18 protein-coding genes are annotated in these 18018 nt (G+C 69.9%); 5 read left to right on the forward strand and 13 right to left on the reverse strand.

What is annotated here, in order from left to right:
- Positions 1-59 precede the first annotated feature (59 nt).
- Positions 60-3113: a glycoside hydrolase family 9 protein gene (locus AB0K00_RS19740; protein ID WP_363522631.1), complete on the reverse strand. Its 3054-nt coding sequence runs from the start codon at positions 3111-3113 to the stop codon at positions 60-62.
- Positions 3114-3531: 418 nt separating this feature from the next.
- Here AB0K00_RS19740 and AB0K00_RS19745 point away from each other — a divergent pair, with 418 nt between their 5' ends.
- Positions 3532-4575 carry a Dyp-type peroxidase gene (locus AB0K00_RS19745; RefSeq protein ID WP_363522632.1) on the forward strand — a complete coding sequence of 348 codons (1044 nt, stop codon included), beginning with the start codon at positions 3532-3534 and terminating at the stop codon, positions 4573-4575.
- An 8-nt stretch (positions 4576-4583) separates the two neighbouring features.
- Here AB0K00_RS19745 and AB0K00_RS19750 read toward each other — a convergent pair whose 3' ends face one another.
- Both AB0K00_RS19750 and AB0K00_RS19755 read right to left on the reverse strand, forming a co-directional pair.
- Entirely contained in the window at positions 4584-5219 is a 636-nt protein-coding gene (locus AB0K00_RS19750) for a hypothetical protein (protein ID WP_363522634.1), read from the reverse strand.
- Positions 5220-5301: 82 nt separating this feature from the next.
- Positions 5302-6006 carry a DUF1775 domain-containing protein gene (locus AB0K00_RS19755; RefSeq protein WP_363522636.1) on the reverse strand — a complete coding sequence of 235 codons (705 nt, stop codon included), beginning with the start codon at positions 6004-6006 and terminating at the stop codon, positions 5302-5304.
- 232 nt (positions 6007-6238) lie between these two features.
- Here AB0K00_RS19755 and AB0K00_RS19760 point away from each other — a divergent pair, with 232 nt between their 5' ends.
- Positions 6239-6610, forward strand: a complete 372-nt coding sequence (locus tag AB0K00_RS19760) for a BlaI/MecI/CopY family transcriptional regulator (protein WP_363522637.1) — start codon at positions 6239-6241, stop codon at positions 6608-6610.
- Positions 6607-7548, forward strand: a complete 942-nt coding sequence (locus tag AB0K00_RS19765; protein ID WP_363522639.1) for a M56 family metallopeptidase — start codon at positions 6607-6609, stop codon at positions 7546-7548. Before AB0K00_RS19760 ends, AB0K00_RS19765 begins: the two co-directional genes overlap by 4 nt.
- On the opposite strand, the gene AB0K00_RS19770 is transcribed toward AB0K00_RS19765, so the two are convergent.
- Complete coding sequence (locus AB0K00_RS19770; protein ID WP_363522640.1) at positions 7512-7919, reverse strand: BlaI/MecI/CopY family transcriptional regulator; 408 nt, start codon at positions 7917-7919, stop codon at positions 7512-7514. The two genes, AB0K00_RS19765 and AB0K00_RS19770, sit on opposite strands and share 37 nt — an antisense overlap.
- 73 nt (positions 7920-7992) lie before the next feature.
- Between AB0K00_RS19770 and AB0K00_RS19775 the strand changes: the two genes are divergently transcribed.
- A complete protein-coding gene (locus AB0K00_RS19775) occupies positions 7993-8115 on the forward strand; it encodes a hypothetical protein (RefSeq protein WP_363522642.1) in 123 nt (40 codons plus the stop codon).
- Between the two features lie 60 nt (positions 8116-8175).
- Here the strand turns inward: AB0K00_RS19775 and AB0K00_RS19780 are convergent, their stop codons facing one another.
- The gene (locus AB0K00_RS19780; RefSeq protein ID WP_363522643.1) at positions 8176-8562 is read right to left on the reverse strand and encodes a hypothetical protein; all 387 of its coding nucleotides are present in this window, start codon (positions 8560-8562) and stop codon (positions 8176-8178) included.
- A gap of 251 nt (positions 8563-8813) precedes the next feature.
- A complete protein-coding gene (locus tag AB0K00_RS19785; protein WP_363522645.1) occupies positions 8814-9206 on the reverse strand; it encodes a hypothetical protein in 393 nt (130 codons plus the stop codon).
- Positions 9207-9376: 170 nt separating this feature from the next.
- Here AB0K00_RS19785 and AB0K00_RS19790 point away from each other — a divergent pair, with 170 nt between their 5' ends.
- Positions 9377-9838, forward strand: coding sequence for a hypothetical protein (locus AB0K00_RS19790; RefSeq protein ID WP_363522647.1), 462 nt, complete (start codon positions 9377-9379; stop codon positions 9836-9838).
- A 304-nt stretch (positions 9839-10142) separates the two neighbouring features.
- Here the strand turns inward: AB0K00_RS19790 and AB0K00_RS19795 are convergent, their stop codons facing one another.
- The 7 genes from AB0K00_RS19795 to AB0K00_RS19825 form a co-directional block, all read right to left on the reverse strand.
- Positions 10143-11387 (reverse strand): serine protease, encoded by a 1245-nt coding sequence (locus AB0K00_RS19795; RefSeq protein ID WP_363522649.1) that lies wholly within the window; start codon positions 11385-11387, stop codon positions 10143-10145.
- Positions 11388-11434: 47 nt separating this feature from the next.
- Positions 11435-13099 carry a copper resistance protein CopC gene (locus tag AB0K00_RS19800; RefSeq protein ID WP_363522651.1) on the reverse strand — a complete coding sequence of 555 codons (1665 nt, stop codon included), beginning with the start codon at positions 13097-13099 and terminating at the stop codon, positions 11435-11437.
- Positions 13096-13659 carry a vitamin K epoxide reductase family protein gene (locus tag AB0K00_RS19805; protein WP_363522653.1) on the reverse strand — a complete coding sequence of 188 codons (564 nt, stop codon included), beginning with the start codon at positions 13657-13659 and terminating at the stop codon, positions 13096-13098. Before AB0K00_RS19805 ends, AB0K00_RS19800 begins: the two co-directional genes overlap by 4 nt.
- 2 nt (positions 13660-13661) lie before the next feature.
- Positions 13662-14306 carry a thioredoxin domain-containing protein gene (locus tag AB0K00_RS19810; RefSeq protein WP_363522793.1) on the reverse strand — a complete coding sequence of 215 codons (645 nt, stop codon included), beginning with the start codon at positions 14304-14306 and terminating at the stop codon, positions 13662-13664.
- A 116-nt stretch (positions 14307-14422) separates the two neighbouring features.
- A complete protein-coding gene (locus AB0K00_RS19815) occupies positions 14423-16438 on the reverse strand; it encodes a cytochrome c oxidase assembly protein (RefSeq protein ID WP_363522655.1) in 2016 nt (671 codons plus the stop codon).
- Positions 16439-16517: 79 nt separating this feature from the next.
- Positions 16518-17225: a YcnI family protein gene (locus AB0K00_RS19820; RefSeq protein WP_363522657.1), complete on the reverse strand. Its 708-nt coding sequence runs from the start codon at positions 17223-17225 to the stop codon at positions 16518-16520.
- A gap of 24 nt (positions 17226-17249) precedes the next feature.
- Positions 17250-17900, reverse strand: coding sequence for a copper resistance CopC family protein (locus AB0K00_RS19825; RefSeq protein WP_363522659.1), 651 nt, complete (start codon positions 17898-17900; stop codon positions 17250-17252).
- Positions 17901-18018 lie beyond the last annotated feature (118 nt).

The raw sequence follows: 18018 nt of genomic DNA on the forward strand, positions 1-18018 counted from the left end.
CGACAGCGTACCGAGCGCGGGCCCTCCCGAGTACCGGGAAGGCCCACGTCACCGGTGGCTCAGCCGCTGCCGCAGACCGCGCCGTTGAGGGTGAACAACCCCGGTGGAGGCTTCGCGAGTCCCAGGGCGGTGGTGGCGTTGAATCCGAGCATCACCGTCGCTCCCGGTTGGATGCGCCGGTTGTAGGTCTCGTTCGTCGCCGTCACCGTCGCGCCGTCCTGGGTCGCCTTCGCCATCCACGCCTCGCGCAGCACCGGGTCGGTGACCCACGCGAACCGCAGCGTCCAGCCGTCGACCGTGGCGGTCCCGGTGTTGGTGACCTCCACCTGACCGGTGAAGCCCGACCCGTCCTGCCAACGGCCGTAGTCGATGTACCGCACGGTGCAGGCGGCCACTGCCGGCGCCGCTGTGCCCTGGTCGTCGAGGAACGACGCCATCCACGCCAGCGCGGAGTTCCAGTTCACCGCCACCTCGTTCGTCGCGTAGGACTCGATGTGGTCGACGTAGCAGAACATCGGCTTGCAGCCGCGCAGGAGCTTCGCCGCGTACGGGTCGTCGAGGCCCGCGTTGGCGCCACCCGCGAGGGAGCCGGCCGGCGGGTGCGGCAGCCGCTCGTCGGCCTGGTTGGCGAAGATCCTGCTGTGCTGGTTCTGCGACGCGTGCTCGCCCCACCCGGTCACGTACGACTGGTTCAGGGCGTTGCGGCCGAAGATGTAGTCCATCGCCTGCACCGCGCCGTCGCGGAACTCGGCCCGGCCGCTCAGGTCGAACGCGGTCGCGAGGACGACCGCGTTGTTGATGACGTTGCTGTTGCCGCCCCAGAAGTAGGCGCCCGCGTCGCCGGGCATCGGCAGTCCGTACGCCTGGCCGCGCAGCGTGGTCAGGTACCGGCCGGCCGCGTCGAGCACGGACTGCCGGATCCTGTTGCGCTCCGCAGTGGACAGTCCACTGGGGACGGTGGCGAGGTCGAGCCGGCCGAGTGCGGCCGTGGAGCCCCACCCGAAGCCGGAGCTGGTGAACACGTCACCGGTGTGGTGCCGGGAGGCGGTCACATCGCCGAGGTAGCCGGCCTCCCCGGTGGTGAGGTACAGCTCCGCCGCGGCCCAGTAGAACTCGTCGCTGACGTCACCATCGGCGTAGGTCCCGCCGCCGTTGCCGTCGTTCGGGTCGGCGAACACCGCCGGGTGCTGCGTCGCCGCCGCGTACGCGGTGCGGGCCGCGGTCAGGCAGCGGCGCGCGTACACGGTGTCGTACGGGGCGAACAGCCGGGCGCACTGCGCCGCCGTCGCGGCCAGGTTCAGCGTCGCCGCCGTCGACGGCGGGTGCAGCTCCCGCAGCTGCGGGTCGTCCTGCGGCTGCATCGGGATGCCGGTCCACGCCTGGTCGTGCACCTTGTGATGGGCCATCCCGGCGAGCGGCTGACCGGCCGGCACCTGCATGCGCATCAGGAAGTCCAGTTCCCAGCGCGCCTCGTCCAGCACGTCGGGGATGCGGTTGCCCCGCTCCGGCACCCGCAGCGACCCGTCGCCGAGGGCCGCGCCGAACCGGCCGGTCGCTGCGGTCTTTGTCCGCTCGTACGTGCTGAGCAGCTGCGCGGTGGCGATACCGCCGTTGACGACGTACTTGCCGTGGTCGCCGGCGTCGTACCAGCCGCCGCGCACGTCGAGCCGGTAGCCGCAGCCGCCCGCCTGGCACGGCACGTCGGTGTCGCCGCGGTTCGGCGCGACACCGAGGTGGCCGGCGGGCCTGGCGTACTGCGCGCCCACGAGCCCGCCGTCGATGGCGATGCCGCTGCGCTGGATGTAGAAGAATTGCAGTGCGTCGGAGCGCAGCCGCCGGTACAGCTCGGCGGAGATGTCGAACGGGTGGCTGGTCTCGCCGTCGGCGACGAGCGTGTACCCGGTACCGGGGCGGGTGAAGCCGCTGAAGTCGACGGTGTGCACGTTCTGCCCCGAGGCGGCGTCCACGCCGCGGGGTGTGGACGTGCCCGACGCGACGAGCGCCCCGGCCGCGTCCCGCAGCTGCCACGGCAGCGCCTCGGTGCGGGTGGTGACGACGGTGGCGGCCTTCGGGCCTGCCGGCAGGTAACCGACCTGGTTCACCCGGACCCGCGGGCCGGTGTCCGGCACGTACGGCTCCTCCGCCTCGCCGCCGACGAGCGACACGTCGTCGAGGCAGAACGTGAGGTCGGTGGCGACGCCGCCGAGTTGGAACGCGACCTGCCCCTTGGCGCTGTCACCGGCGCCGGTGAACGTGTAGGAGTAGCTCTTCCACGCGGTGTCCAGCGTCAGCGCCTGCGCCAGGCTCGCCGTGTACGGCTCCTCGCCGAGCTGCACCGCGACGCGGACCGACGCCGCCGAGCTGCCCTTGGCGCGGAAGCTCAGCGTGTACTGGGCGCCGGCGACCAGCGCCACGTCGTTCTGGCCGACGCCGGCGTCCCACGGGTTCGCCAGGCCGCCCGGCACGGTGGCGCACAGCGCGCCGTCGGTGACCCCGGTGTTCGAGGTGCCGTAGGAGTACCAGGCCAGCGTGCCCTCGTCGAACCGGCCGTTGTCGATCTGCTCCGGACCGCCGCCGGGGTCCTCGCCCGGTTCGCTGGCCAGCGACACGTCGTCGAGGCAGAAGGTGTACGCGGAGGCGGCACCACCGAGCTGGAAGGTCAGCGTGCCGTTGGCCGAGTCGATACCGCCGGTGAACTCGTATGTGTGGGTGCTCGGCTGGCTGGTCAGCGCCACGTCGCGGCTGGTGACGGTGGTCCACGGCGCCTCGTTGAGCTGCACGTTGGCCTTGACCGTCACCGGCGCACTGGCCTGCGCGGTGAACCGCAGCGTGTACCGGGCGCCGTCGGCCAGCGGCACGGCGTTGTGGCCGATGCTCACGTCCCACGGGTTGGCGGCGCCTGCCGGGACGTCGACGCAGAGCCTGCCGTCGCGGGCGGACAGCGTGGTGCCGCCCGCCCACCAGGGGTCCGTCCCGTCGGTGAACGTGCCGTTCTCGATGTGCTCGGTCGGCGCCGCCCACGCGGCGGACGCGAACAACGGCAGGCCGGCGAGCGGCAGCAGGACGGCGACCAGCGCCGCCGCGCGTCCGCGCCATGTGACAGATCCGGTCACGGCGGTCCTTCCCCTGGCAGGTGCCACGCCGGTCGGCGGGCAGCCGGATGCTGGCAGGGCCGCCGAGTCAACGTCAATCAATCACGGTGGATGGCGTACGCGGCCCGTGCCGACCGGCGCGGTGACGATGAAAGCGCCTGAAAACGATCACCAGCCGTTGATGACCGCCACGCCACCTTCCACGGGCCGACGTCGGCCAGCTGGCGCTCTTGTCGGAGGTGGGTGGATTCCTCCAGGACTGTTCTCGTCCCGGCGCACAGGCGGGCAGCGTTCCTGTCCAACGCGTCGACCTGGTACGGACTGCAACCCCAGCGTCTTGCGTGGCTGATTCGGCACTACACCCGCAGCGGCGCGCTGGTCCGATGGATTGCGTTCGATGTAGGTTCTGGCTATGGGTTCAGCATTGCGCGGGCGGGGGATGTCGCGCCGCTCGGTGCTTGCCAGCACCGGAATCCTGGGAGGATCGCTGCTCGGCGCAGCGGCGTGCAGCGATGCGCCGTCGCTGGCGTTTCACGGTGTTCACCAGGCGGGCATCACCACTCCGATCCTGCCGTTCCTGCAGATCGCCGGTTTCGACGTGGTGGCGAGGGACCGAGGAGGTCTCATCGAGCTGCTGCAGACGTGGACCCAGGTCGCGGTCGAACTGACCAGCAGGCCGGATGCCGCACTGAGCCTGACGTTCGGCTTCGGTCCGGCGTTGTTCACGGAGGGGCGGTTCGGCTTGGCCGACCGGCGTCCAACGGCGCTGACCGAGCTTCCGTCGTTTCCCGGTGAGCAGCTCGACCCGGCCGCAGGCGGCGGGGACCTGTGCGTCCAGATCTGCGCTCAACACCCGACGACGGCGCACGGCGCCGTCCGTGCCCTGGTGAACGCTGGACGGTCCAGCGCCAAACTTCGCTGGCGGCAGATCGGCTCCCGCGATGCGGGGGACAGGGCCGATCCCACCGGATTGTTCGGGTTTCGCGACGGCACCGCCAACCTTGACTTGGCCAGCGAGCAGGAACAGGCAGACCACCTGTGGGTGAGCGACGGTCCGGCGTGGCTGCACGGCGGCACGTATCTGGTCGTGCGGCGGATCCGGCTCCTGCTGGACACCTGGGACCGCACCGACCTTGCCACGCAGGAAACGATCATCGGACGCCACCGCGACAGCAACGACCGGCTCGACGGGGTTCCCGCCGCGCACGTCCGGCTGGCGTCGCCCGAGGCGAACGGCGGCGCCAAACTGCTGCGGCGGTCGTACTCGTACGACGCCGGCGCAGACCCCAACGGGTTGATGGATGCCGGTCTCATCTTCATCTGCTTCCAGCGTGATCCGCAGCGCCAGTTCGTTCCCATCCAGCAGCGACTGGCCTCGAGCGATCCGCTCAACGGTTTCAGCCAGCACCTGGCAAGCGGCGTGTTCGCCTGCCCCGCCGGGGTCGAGCGCGGGTCGTGGATCGGCGCGAGCCTGCTGTCCTGAGCCGTCGGCTACTGGGGTTTGGCTCTGGGTAGCGCGATGCGGGCGAGCGCGATGACCTTCGTCTTGGGGTCGGCCGGTGGCTTGGCGCCGCTGAACTTGGCGGTGAGATGCGTCCTGCCGCTCATCACCTGCAGCTCGAACTTGTCCGGCGTCCAGTACGCCTCATCACCGATCCCGGCGACCGACTCGACGACGGCGGGATTGCTGCGCCCACGTTCGAAGTCCTCCCGACCGCTCATCGCGGAGTCGTCGAGGATGTAGAAGTACTCCGTCACGCCGGGTTTATCGCTGGGTGCGAGCGGGCCGAAGCCTGGCGTCAGGCCGAAGGCGCACACCGGCGGCCAGCTGTCCACCTTCAGCGCCGGGTTGACCGGTATTGCCAGGACCTGAACGACTTCCTCCCGTGTCAGTGTCCGGCACGGGTCGTCCAGTTGGCTGACGTCCCAGGAGCCGTGCATGGCCGTCGGACTTCCCGGATGGCCCGTCGGCGTCCCGGCCAAAAAGGGACCGGCAGGCGGACGGGCGGCGGGTGTGCCGGGCACTCCCGGTGACGACTCGCTGGTGCAGCCAGCACAGATTGTCAGAATTGCCGCTGCAGCCAGTACGCGATAGGAAAACGATTGCCTGGCGGGCGTTCTCCACATGCATGCGAGTGTACGTCCATCGATATATTTTTAACAGGTCGCGAAAAAAGCGTCTGACCTGCGGATTTGCGCGTGGCTAGGATCAGGCGGTCGGGGGCTGGCGGCGCAGGTGGGTCAGGGCGAAGGCGATGACTGCTGCCGTGACCAGGACTGCGAGCGCAGCGATCACCGCGAGCGCCATCCGGGCGCCGGTGGACTTGCCGCCGCTGGCAATCGTCGGGGTCGCGGCCTGCGGAGCTGCTGGGCTGGCCGCTGCGGTCGCTGGAGCGGAGGTCTCGGCCCTCGCCGTGGCGGGTCTGAGCGTGAGCATGGGGGCAGGACTGGCCGGCTCGGGCTGCTCGCTGGTCGGGATGTCTACCCATCGGTTGGTGGTGCCGTCGCTGTACGTCTCGAGTGTTCTGAAAGCCAGCGTCGTGGCGTTCATCGGTAGCTGCGCGATCATGATGGCGTAGGTCGCGTCGACGCCGGGGCGCAACGCTGGGCCGGACACCGTGTATCCGTCAGCTGCTGCGGTGAACTTCCATCCGGTCGGTGCCGAGACCGGACGGAGGTCGCTCGGGCTGAGGCCGGCCGGCAGGAGGACGCGTTCCGAGACGAGACCGGCCTGCCGTGACTCCGCCTTGGCGGTGAACGTCACCGTCACGTCGCGGGCCCCGGCCTGCGGATTGTCGGCTCTGACGGTGACGTGCGCCCCGGCTGGCGTGGTGCCGATGGCCGTGGTCAGCACGCCGAGCAGGGCGCCGGCGGCGGCCGCTCCGGCGAGCGGGAACGGACGAGGTTTGAACACGCCGTGCTCCTCCTGTGGTCGGTGGCGGCGGCAGGGGCACGGCTTCGCCGTTGACCGGGAAGACACTACTATCAGAAGTAGTAGGTGACGAGCGGTCGTCGCATCCCCGATAGCCGGAGGCAAGGTCGGACCCGGCTGAGGTGCAAGCGGGGCGGATCGCCACCGTTCGGTCGGTCCGGTTGTGGGCGTCGCCACGCTACGCTGGCCGTCAGTCGGGTCGAAAGGGTGCGTCGTGCAGGGGTTCGGAGAGCTGGAGACGGCACTCATGGAGGTGCTGTGGAAGCGGCAGGCACCGACCACCGTCCGTGAGGCGATGGCCGACCTGCGGTGGCATCGGGAGCTCGCCTACACCACTGTCATGACCGTGATCGACACGCTGTTCCGTAAGGGGTGGCTCACCCGTGAGCCGGACGGTCGTGCCTACCGGTACCTGCCGGCGCTGACCCGCGATCAGCTGGTGGCGCAGACCATGCACGAGGTCCTGGTCGACAGCGGCGACCGCGGTGAAGCGCTGATGCATTTTGTCGGCCGGATGACGATGGACGAGGCGGCCGCGCTGCGTGAGGCGCTGAGCAGCTACGAACGCCGGATCTCGGGCCGATGAGCCCGCTGCTGCTCATTGCGTTCACGGCTCTGCTCGCGTTCCTGGCCGCGCCACGGTTGGCTGCCGCCTCGTGGGTCCTGCGCGCGCCGCGGCTGGCTCTGGCCGCATGGCTCACAGGGTCGTGCGCGGTCGTGGCGTCGAGCCTGCTCACTGGCCTCAACCTGCTGCTGTACTGGGACCGCACCCACGACCTGGTGAGCGGGGCGTGGCACTTCTGCCTCGACGCTCTGCTCGGCCGCCACGACGAACCCGCCCAGGTCGCCGCGGTCGCCGGTCTGCTGACCGTGGCGGCGCTGTGCTACCGGATGGGGCTGGGCACCGTCCGGATGGTTGCCGCCCAGCGGTCCCAGCGTGCGGATCTGCGGCTGCTGGTCCGGCTCGCCGGTATCCCGTCGTCGGTGCCGGGGGCGACGATGGTGCGGCATGACCAGCCCGCTGCCTATCTGATGCCTGGGCGGGCGACCGACATCGTGATCACGTCCGGCGCGGTGGACCAGCTCGGGGCTCCGGAGCTGCGCGCTGTCCTGGCGCATGAGCGGGCGCACGCCAGCGGACGCCACTACCACCTGACCCACTGGGTCCGGTTCCTCGTGCAGGCGTTCCCTGGGATCACCTGCTTCCAGCTGGCGAGACGCCAGGTCGAGCGGCTGGTCGAGCTGTGCGCGGACGACACGGCCGCCCGCAGCGCCGATCGGATCGACCTTGCCCGTGCGCTCGTCACCATGGCGCAGCCGGCCGGCCCGCCCGGCGGATTGCTGGCCGTCGGCGGTGGCGACAGCCTGGAACGGCTGCACCGCCTCCTTGCGCCGCCACGCCCGCTCACCGCCCTGAGCAGGGCGTGCATCGCTGTTGGTGTTGCTGCGGTCGCGATCGCGCCGCTCGCGATGGCGATGTTCGACCGCTACGTGTCCTGGGCGCCCGACGCGTTGTCGCTGTAGCCGCCGGACCGGTCCAGGGGGCTGTCACCGGCGTGGAGGGCGAGCGCCTGACGAAGGTCGGCGGCGTCCTCGACGGTCATCTGCCGGACGAAATGCGACAAGGCCAGACCGCTGTTGTCGCTGTCGTCGAGTGTCTGGCGCATGAGACCTGCGACGTACTCGTTCCGGCCGGTGACCGCGATGTAGCAGTACGCGCGGCCGGCAGGCGTCCGATCGAGCCGCCCTTTGCGCCGGAGGTTCTCCATCACTGTGAGCACGGTGGTGTACGCGATGGGCTGAAGGTCGCTCATGACCTCCCGGACGGTGGCGCGTCCGTCGCGGTCCCAGATGCGGCGCATGACGACGGCCTCCAGCTCGCCGGAGCCACGCATGCACGCCTCCTCGGACAGTCAGCTACTATCAAGGATAGTAGATTTTCCACCGGGCTGCCGAAGGGGGCGCGCGATGGAACCGGACGAAGAGCCGCCTGGCTCCAGCGGGGCACCTGCCACGTCGCTGATCCTGATCAGCCTGGCGGCGCTGCTGGTGATCGTCGGATTCCTCTACATGACGATGAGCAGCAAATAGCGCATGCCGCGACGACTCCGGCCTGAGAACCGGGTCATCGCGGCATCGTCGCGCGACAGGTCAGTGTCCAGCGATGGCCGGGCCATGCCCGCCGCCGCTGATCTGGGTGCCCTCGGCGAAGCCGGTCTCGAACTGGGCGCGCAGGGCGTCGATGCTGGAGAACTCCGAGGCGTGGGACTGTTCGCTGCCTTCGGCGGCGAACACCGAGTCGGTTTCGGCTTCGTCGTGGCTGTAGCTGGTGTAGTCGGTGGACTCGTAGCGGGAGCCGTCGGCGCCTTCGTACTCGATGTGCTTGCCGGTCTCGAAGTCGGTGGACTCGGCCGAGGCGCTGTCCTGGGCGTAGATGCCGAACTGGGACTGGTAGTCCTGCTCGCTGCCGGTTTCTGTGTGCAGCTGCTCGATCTCGCCGGACTCGGTGCCGGTCTCGAACTCGCCGTACTCACTCATGGGACTTCCGATCTGTTCAGGGTCGATGAAGGGGTGGGTGCGGTGCGCCGGCTCCAGCCCGGGGGATTGGGCAGGAGCCGGCGCCGACCTGTCTCCGTCCGTCCCGAGCGCCCGGAGCGAACGGGTTCGGGCTCATCCGACGGTCAGATCGTTCGGCAGCATCCCGCAACGCCACCGACACCAAGAATCTACTATGGAACTTAGTAGTCGATGTGGATCCGTCGGACAGCCGACGGGTCACGAGTTGGGCGTCAGCTCGAAGCGATCGACAGGCCGGCCTGGCCGCCGCCGTCGGAGATCTGCGTGCCCTCGGCAAACGCCGATTCGAACTGGGCGCGCAGCGCGTCGATGCTTGAGAACTCCGACGCGGAGTACTGCTCGCTGCCTTCGGCGGCGAACACCGAGTCGGTTTCGGCTTCGTCGTGGCTGTAGCTGGTGTAGTCGGTGGACTCGTAGCGGGAGCCGTCGGCGCCCTCGTACTCGATGTGCTTGCCGGTCTCGAAGTCGGTCGATTCGGCCGAGGCGCTGTCCTGGGCGTAGATGCCGAACTGGGACTGGTAGTCCTGCTCGCTGCCGGTTTCGGTGTGCAGCTGCTCGACGTCACCGGACTCGTACCCGGTTTCGAACTCGCCGTACTCACTCATCGCGGTGTTCCTTCCAAGTGGCTGTGCTGTTGTCGTTCGTTCTGATGAAAAGGACACTACTAGGCAGCCTCGTAGTAACGAATCCCCGAATCGTGCCACCGCCACGGTCAACCAGACGACGGCTACCGGGCGCGTACGGTGGCAGCGTGCAACTACGTGGGGTTGAAACAGTGGACGGGACGATCGCGACATTGTGGTTCGCCGACGGCGGTGTGTACGTGATCGGTCGCACCGCCCGTCACCACAGGCTGTTGCGCTGGGCGGGCGGCGCCGCGTTCGCCGCAGCGGCCGTCGCGATGACCGGCATGGGTATTGGGAACGCCGTCAACGCCCGTGCCGGCGATGTCCTCTTCGCGGGCGCAGGCGTCCTTGGCGTCTTCGCCGTGGTTGCGGCGGCGGCCGGGTGGGCGCTGTCCGCAAGCGTTGGACGGGCGATACGCAGTGGTGTGGTACCGCCGGACCTGCCGTTGGCGGAGATGCGCTGGGCGCGCAGCACCGACGAGGGGGAGCGGGTCCGCGTCACCGTCGGCATGGATGGCGGCGGCGTCCACGAGTTCATGGCGGCCGGCATGACCGGCGCCGACCTGGTCCGGCAGTTCGGCAGACTGCTGGGAACGGACGGCACTCGGTAGCCGGATCTCCGAAGCGGGGATGAAGACGTTGCGGTGCGTCAGTGCGCTGCTGTTCGATTGCCGAGGCGGTGCTGTCCTGTAGCGCGTTGACTCTGGTGACGACCGCGGTGTTCTGTTCGATGACGATCGGCGAATGCTGCGGCGCGGCGCGAGTTCCGGAGCGAGACGGTACCCGCACCGCGTCAAGCCAGGTTAACAGCGACCCACACCAAGGTCCCCGGCTCACACCAGATACTACTATTGTCCCTAGTAGTGTGTGAAGATCTGTCAGGAGCGCGACGCCACCAAAGTACTCAGCTGGCGCTCACAGCATTGCGGCGATCCGGGCCGAGATGAGGTCGATCCGCACACCGGAGTTCGGGCACCCGCCGAAGTGGTGCAAGGCGATCACCTTGTTGCTCCGGCGGGAGATGACCGGCGAGCCGGACGACCCGCCGTCGGTGTCGCAGAGGTAGGAGACATCAGTGTCCGGTGCGTACCCGTCATAACGGGGATCGCTCACCGCGCAGTTGCCGGTGGCTTCCTGCGGGTCGGCCATGGCGATGACGGTTGGCACGCCCTTCGGGTGTTGCGGTATGTAGACCTCATCGCCTGGTTGCGGCTGGCGCTCGTCGAGCTCAAGAAATCCGAAACGCTCGATGCCGGCGAAATCGTCCACGGTGAACAGGGAGAAGTCCAGCGTCGCGTCGGTGGCCAGCAGGCGGTTCCCCCGCGTCTTCACCGTGCGGGGCGTTTCCGGACCGTCGCACTGGACGCAGGCGTAGTCGAACCACACTTCGGCCGACTGCACCTCCTCGGTGGTCGCCAGGCAATGGTTGTTGGTCAGCAGCCGGTTGTTCGGGCCGACTCGCCAGGTGGTGCACAGTTCCGCGCCGTTGATCAGCAGCCGTGCAACGGCCTTGGACCTGCCGTACGCGATGGGTTGCGTGGAGCGGTAACAGACGGCGTTGCGGGAATCGTCCGAACCTCCGCAGATGCTCTCGGCCCGCTGCCCGCTACGTGCCGCGGACTCGGCGGCGGTGAACCCGCGGGTGACCTGATCCACCCGGACGCCGGGCCGCGACAACGACTCAAGCGCAAGGGACGAACCAGCTGAGGGTGAATGCTGCACCGAGACCAACGCCGTGTCCCCGGAGATGGAATCCGCCCAGCCGTCGCCGATCGTGGCCGGCTGATACCGGTACACCTCGGCGCCAGAAGGATCCGCAACCGTCACCACGTCGCCCGGGTGGAGGGCGAGCTCGCCGAAGTGCACCTTGACGTACGTCGCGCCGGGAAAGCTGACCGCCATCGTCGATCCGGTGACGCCTTCAGGTATGAACCGGTCGACCGTTGTCCGAACGCCAACCCGCTGCCGAACAGGCTCCGGAAGGCCTCGTGATGGTGATCCAGGGTGTCGACGGCCAGGGCCGATCCCGCCGCTGTCACTGTCATTGCCACCGCTGCCGCGGCCACCAACCACCGCATCTGGTCGCTCCCAAGCCCCCGGTACTGACCACTCGCCGTGGCACTCGGTCAGGGGCCGTCGGTCGTCGGCCCGTAGCTTCAACGAGATACGACCTTGGATGGTGCGTCCCTGGATGGTGCGTCGCGCTCCTACCCGACCGGGATTTTGGCGGTGACCGTTGCCTGGTTGATGTCGTCGAGGCGCAGGGTCACGCGCATGTCCCAGATGCCGGCGGCCGGGAGCTGGATCTGTCCGGTCGCATGGTCCGGGGTGAGGGCCAGCACCGGGACGGTGATCAGCTCGATGCCCTTGGCCGGCAACGCGACCGTTGCCTTCCATTCCACGACCCTGATCGGTGTGCGGCCGTCAGGTTTCAGCGCGTACAGGTGGACGGTGTTGATCCCAGTCTTCGCCGGAGCGACGTCCACCACTACCTGGAACAGGCTGCTGCTGACCTTCACCTCAACCGGCCTGCCGGGTTGGGCCGCGGAGGCTTCGACGCTGCGGGCGGGCGTCGTCTGCACCAGCACGGACGTCACGCCGAGAATGAGCACCACGACGCCGACCTCGACAAGGACCCCGACCCGTAGCCGTCGACGAACCTCGGCAAGGTTCCCTTCGTCAGGGGTCTGCCGGTTGGTGACGTTCCGCGCATAGGCGGCAGCGGCCAGGATGATCGCGAACAGGCCGACCTTCACGATGACCAGCTGCCCGTACGGGGTGCCGGTGAGCGCGCTGAGCGTGCCGACCTCGACGAGTGCCTGCGCGGTGCCCGCCAGCACGAGGACGGTCACGGCGAGCAGCGCCCAGCCGGACCATACCGGCATGATCACGCCCAGCTCGCGTTCGTCGGCGCGGCGGAGCAGGAACCCGACCAGCACGACCAGACCGCCGACCCACACGGCCATCGCCGCGAGGTGCGCGGCATCCGCAACGACCGTCAGCGCGGGTACCGGTGACGCACTCGGATGCCCGGACAGCGGCCAGGTGGCGGCGCCGACGACGCCCAGGAGGATCAGGAGCGCCTGGTCGAGCTTCCCCGCACGCAGGCCGACGACCGGCCGCAGGAGCAGCACGGCCGCGACGACGACGGCAAGACGGACCAGATGAGCAGCGCCGTAAGCGGTCCCGAGCACCTCGACCGCCCCTTCGACGGTCCCGCCGAGCAGGCCGCTGCCTGACGTGTAGGGGATCTGCAGGTACAGCTCCAGCAGGCCGCTGACCGCGAGGAGGATGCCGCCGGCGACCGCGAGCTTGGCTGGGCCTGCGGTGGGCAGCCGGGCCGGCCATAGCGTGAGGAGGACGAGGGCCGGTCCGACGAGCAAGATCAGCCCTGCAAAGCCGAGCCACCGCGCGGCGGACATCGTGTGCTTGACGAACGGGTCCGTCTGGACGTCGGCGACCGCGTCGCTGGTCGCCGTGGCGGAGACCTCGCCGAAGGAGAAGGCGAAACCGCCGCTGATCGGGTGGTTGTCGGCGGAGACGACCCGGTAGCTGACCAGGTAGGTGCCCCTCGGGCCGCCGCTGCGGACCGGGATGACGAGCTCGACGCCACGGGCGACGGCCTTGCCGCTGTCGAGGCGCGCGCCGTCCGGCGCGATGACCCTGATCTTGTCGGCAACCGGCCGGACCGCCTCGGTGAACGTGATGACGACCTCGCCGGGTAGCGCGTCGACGACAACGTCCGCAGTCGGGGTCGAGCCGACCAGCGTCGCATGTGCGCTCGCTGGTCCGGCGGGCAGCGCGAACACGGAGAGCATGCCGAGCAGGAATGCGGCGAGCACCGACCGCCGTCTGGTTGTCGAGGTGCTCATGGCAGGGTCCGCCAGAAGTCCCAGAACTCCACGCCGATCAACGTGACCAGGACGAGGAGCCACACGGTGAGGATCGTGCTGTGGTACCGCGCGACCGTGTCGACGATCGGCCGTCCGTCGAGGTTGTGCAGCGTCACGTACCAGAAGATGACGATCGTGACGACCCAGACGCCCATGCAGTACGGGCACAGGGCGCCGATGCGGTACACGCTCTGCACGAACAGCCAGTGCACGAACACCACACCGAGAACAGCGCCGACCTGGAGCCCGAGCCACCACCAGCGGGGTAGCAGGGCACCGGCGAGCACAGCGGCGCCGGTCGTGGAGACCACCGTGAACCCGACCAGGCCGAGCAGCGGGTTGGGGAACCCGAACGCTTCGGCCTGATCGCTCGCCATGATCGAGCCGCACGACAGGATCGGGTTGATGCTGCACGTCGGCCGGTACACCGGGTCCTGCAGCAGCCGGACCTTCTCGACGGTCAGCACGAACGCGGCGACCAGCCCGAGCGCGCCCGCGACGGTGAGCAGCCACCCGATCCTGCGGGGGTGCACCGGCATGGTCAGCTACCCGCAGCGAGGGCGTCGTCGACGGCCTTCTTGAGGTTGGCGTACGTGGGAGAAACCTGGAGTTGTTTGCCGTTGAGGAAGAACGTCGGGGTGCCCTGTACGCCAAGGTCGGTGCCGTCGGCCTTGTCGCGGTTGATGCGTTCGACCGTGGCCTGGGCGGTGACGTCGGCGCGGTAGCGGGTCATGTCGAGGCCGAGCTGCTCGGCGTAGCCGGCGAACGTCTCCGCGTGCGAGGTACGCGCCTCGCCGCACTCCTTCTGGGTGTCGAACAGTTTGGTGTACATGGCCTCGAACCTGTCCTGTTTCGCTGCGGCCTCGGCGGCCTGGGCGGCGTTCTGGGCGTTGGCGTGGTTGGGCAGCGGGAAGTACCGCACCACATAGGTGATCGTCCCGGCGTACTCCTTGCGGAGCCGTTCGACCGACGGGTACGCCGCGCCGCAGGACTCGCACTCGAAGTCCAGGAACTCGACCAGGGTGACCTTGCCGCCGGCGGCGACGTCGAGGCGGTGGCTGTCCTCGCGGACCAGCCGCGGATCGGACTCGCTGGTGGCCGGTTTGGCATCTCCGCCGGCGTCGTCGAAGACGAGGAACGCGCCGACGGCGACCACGGCGGCGAGCACCAGGGTGACGGTCAGCATCAGGTTGCCGTTCTGCCACCACCTGCGTGCCGGGCCGCGCGCCGGATCGGCGCGTCGAGCCGGCGCGTTGAACGCGGTGCCCGATCGGGCAGCGGTGCGGGATTTCGGCTTCTTGGTCATCGGCGGGAGGCTCCCTCGTCGGTGGCGTCGGCGGCGGTACGTCGTGCGGCGCTGGACCAAGCGGCCAGCTGGCGGTTGTAGGCGGCGAGGGCGTGGTCTTCGCCGTCGGCCTCGGCGCGGTCGATGGCCCGGTCGACGCGCTGGGCCTCGCGCTGGTCGGCGCGCCACCATTGGGTGAGGAGGATGATCGCGACGGCGGCGGTCGGCAGTTCACCGAACGACCACGCGATGCCGCCGCCGAGCCGCTGATCGTCCAGCGGTGACATGCCCCAGGGACGGGCCAAGGTGGTGTACCAGTCGACGGCAAGCAGCGTCGTGGACTGCTGCACGGCGAGACCGAAGATGGCGTGCAGGGCCATCGCGGCGAACAGCAGCACCATCCGCAGCGGATACGGCGCGGGACGGCGACCCGGGTCGACACCGATCAGAGCGTGGAAGAACAGGTAGCCGGCGACCAGGAAATGCGTCTGCATCGCCAGGTGCGCGGCGTGGGAGCGCAGCGCGAGCTCGAACAGGCCGGTGAAGTACAGCCCGTACAGGCTGCTGACATAGACCGCGAGCGCGACGAGCGGATGGCTGAGCAGGCCAGCGGGGCGGCTGTGCAGGGCCGCGGTCAGCCACTCCCGTGGCCCGGGCCAGCCGGGTTCACCGCTGGGTCGCAGCGCCCGCAGCGCGAGGGTGACCGGCGCGCCGAGCACGAGGAGGATCGGGGCGAGCATGCTCAACGCCATGTGTACCGCCATGTGTGCGCTGAACAGCACCGGCGCGTAGCGGGCCAGCCCTGAACTGGTGGCGAGGACCACCACCGCCCAGCCGGCTGTCCATACTGCGAGGCGGTGCACGGGCCAGGTGACACCGCGCCGCCGCAACCGCCACCACCCGGCGGCGTAACCACCGACCGCAACGAGCGCGACCACCAGCGCGAGGGGCTCGACCAGCCACTGCGTCAGCAGCCGGCTGACCGACACCGGGTCGGGCATCGGGAAGCCGAGCAGGGTCTGCGCCAGAGTCTCCTCGCCGCTGTCACCGGCCGGTGGCGGGGTGCGCGCCAGCCCGACCGCCAGCCCGAACGCCGCAGCCAGGACGGCCACCTCGACGACGGCGATCCGCCGGAACATCCCGGACCGGCCGTCGGCCAGCTCGGGGATGCTGACCCGCCGGTGCCACGCGGCGAGGCACACGACCACCGCCACAGCGGCGATCTTGATCGAGATGAGTCGCCCGTACGTGCTGCTCCACAGCTCGGCCGGAAGTTGCAGGCGGGTCAGGGCGTTGACCACTCCGGCGACCACCACGAGCGGCAGGCACCAGGCCGCCAGGGCGGAGAACCTGCGCACCGCCCGGTGCAGGTCGGCGGCGCCGCGCGGGCGCAGGAGCAGCAGTGCGGTGAGCCCGCCGAGCCACGCGGCCGCGGCGACGCTGTGCAGGACCAGCGACGACACGGCGAGCTGGTGGTTGCCCGACGAGGCGGCGTGCCCGGCGAACGCCGGCGCGACAAGCCCGACCACCGCCACCGCAACGAGAGGCACGACCGTGCGCACCTGGAGCGCGAACCGCGCCACGACCGCGATCACCGCCGCCGCGGACGCGCTCACCAGCATCGCCCGGCCCTGCACCAGGTCGAGCAGGAAACTCGCCGTCGCCTGCCCGCGCAGGACATCGGCAGCCGGGGTGGCAAGAAGGTCCGACACGGTGAACACGGCAAGGGCGGCGGTCGCCACCAGCCATCCCGCCGCTGCCAGGGATGCCAGCCGCACCGCGTGGAATCCCTGGGCGGACAACGACATCCGACGGCCGGTCGAGGTCCGTTCGCGTTCGACCGGTGCGAGGCAGACGGCGGCGACGAGCAACCCGAGCGTTGCCGCTGCGCTCACGTCGGCCAGCACTCGCGCCGCCGGAAGTCCCCACGCGGTCACCGGTCCGGCCACCGTCAGTCCCGGCAGCGCCGTCGCGTCGGTGCCGCCACCGGCGTACACCGCACCCGCGGCCGCGGTGAGCCCAGTCATCACCATCGCGGCTACTGCCGTGCGTCGGCCCGGCCGGCGTGCCGTGACCCGCGAGGCGTCCGGGTCAACGGTCAGCACAGTGGGGTCACTCCGGCCGCCGGGCCGCGCTGCGTTCGGTTCGCCGGGCGACGATGACGGTCAGTGTCAACGCCGCAACGGCGACCGCGAGCGCTGCGGCGGACAGGGCGACCGGCAGCGGGTCGGAGCCGGCGCTCCCAGACGCGGCGGGTGCCGCAGCGAGGGGAGCGCTGCTGGGTGACGTGGGGTCCAGGTGGAGGATCGGTGCCGGGTCGTCCGGTTCCTGGCCGCCGGTCGGCTCCTCGATCCAGCGCGACACCTCGCCGTCGGAGTACGTCTGCAACGCCTTGAACACGATGGTGTCCACATCCGGTAGTGGACCTGCGGACAGCTCGAAGTCCTCGAAGTAGCCGGGCTTGATGCCGCCACCGGCCGCCGCGGTCCACGTCACCTTCGTGACGGCCTCGGTGAGCTGGCCGTCCGGAGTGTCGACCGGCTTGGGCAGCGGAGCCCGTTCCGTCGTTGCCGTCCAGCCCGGGACCGCCTTGAGCGCGACGAACGCGATCGGGGTCGCCGTCGGCATGACCAGTTCCAGCTTGACGGTGCTGGCGGTGTCGCTCTCGTTCGGCACCCGGAACGTCAGGCGGGCGGTCTTGCCCGGGATCGCGTCGACCGCGGTGACGCTGACGTGCGCGGCCGCGATGCCCGGGACCAGCAGGACGGCTGCGGTGACGGCGACCGCGACGCTGACCCGCTGCCACATGGCTGTGAACATGTACGTCCTCCAGTAGGGCGGCTGTCAGGTGGCGTCCGGCGATCCGGCCGGTGCGCTCGGCGGATCGGAACGTCGGCGGCGCGGCCAGAACGCGAGAGCCGCGGCGATCGCGATGAGCCCGCCGAGCAGCCCGACGACGAATGCGACACCCCACGGCTCGACCGGCTCATCCGCCGCCGCGAGCGGGGCAGGGGACGTGGCCGCCGCTGGCGTAGGTACCGGAGCAGCGGTGCTGGTTGCCGGTGATGCAGGCGGCGGACTGCTTGCGGCCGGGACGGCGGTGACCGTGAAGGTGATCTTTCCCTGGACCGGATGCCCGTCGGTGGAGACGACCCGGTACGTGACAGTGACGGGACCGGCCGTGCTCGCCGCCCGCAAGAGCTGCGTGAGCGTGGTGCCGGCGCCGGTCGGGGCTCCGGCGATCAGGTCAACACCGGCGGCGTCGACCACCACCACCTTCGCCATCGCCGCGTTCGGTGACTCGCGGAACGTCATCGTGATCGCCGCCGGGCTCGTGGGCAGGCTCGCGCCCTCGGCCGGTGTGCTGCCGCGCAACGCGTTGTGGGCCCATGCGGGTGAAGCCGTGGTGATCAAGGCCGTGGCGACGCTCACCAGCGTCAGCACGGCGCCCGCCCGCCACCGGATCCACTGTCGCGTCCGTGCGTCTGACCCCACCGCACCGATTCCTTCCGCTGGCCCTACTCCTACGTCACATAGTCGTTCGCGACGGTGCGAAAGTTCCGAGCCTCACTGGTGGTGCCTGGAAGTGAATCGCCGACGAGCCGCAACTACG

This window comes from Dactylosporangium sp. NPDC049525 (genome assembly GCF_040676755.1).
Classification (GTDB): Bacteria; Actinomycetota; Actinomycetes; order Mycobacteriales; family Micromonosporaceae; genus Dactylosporangium.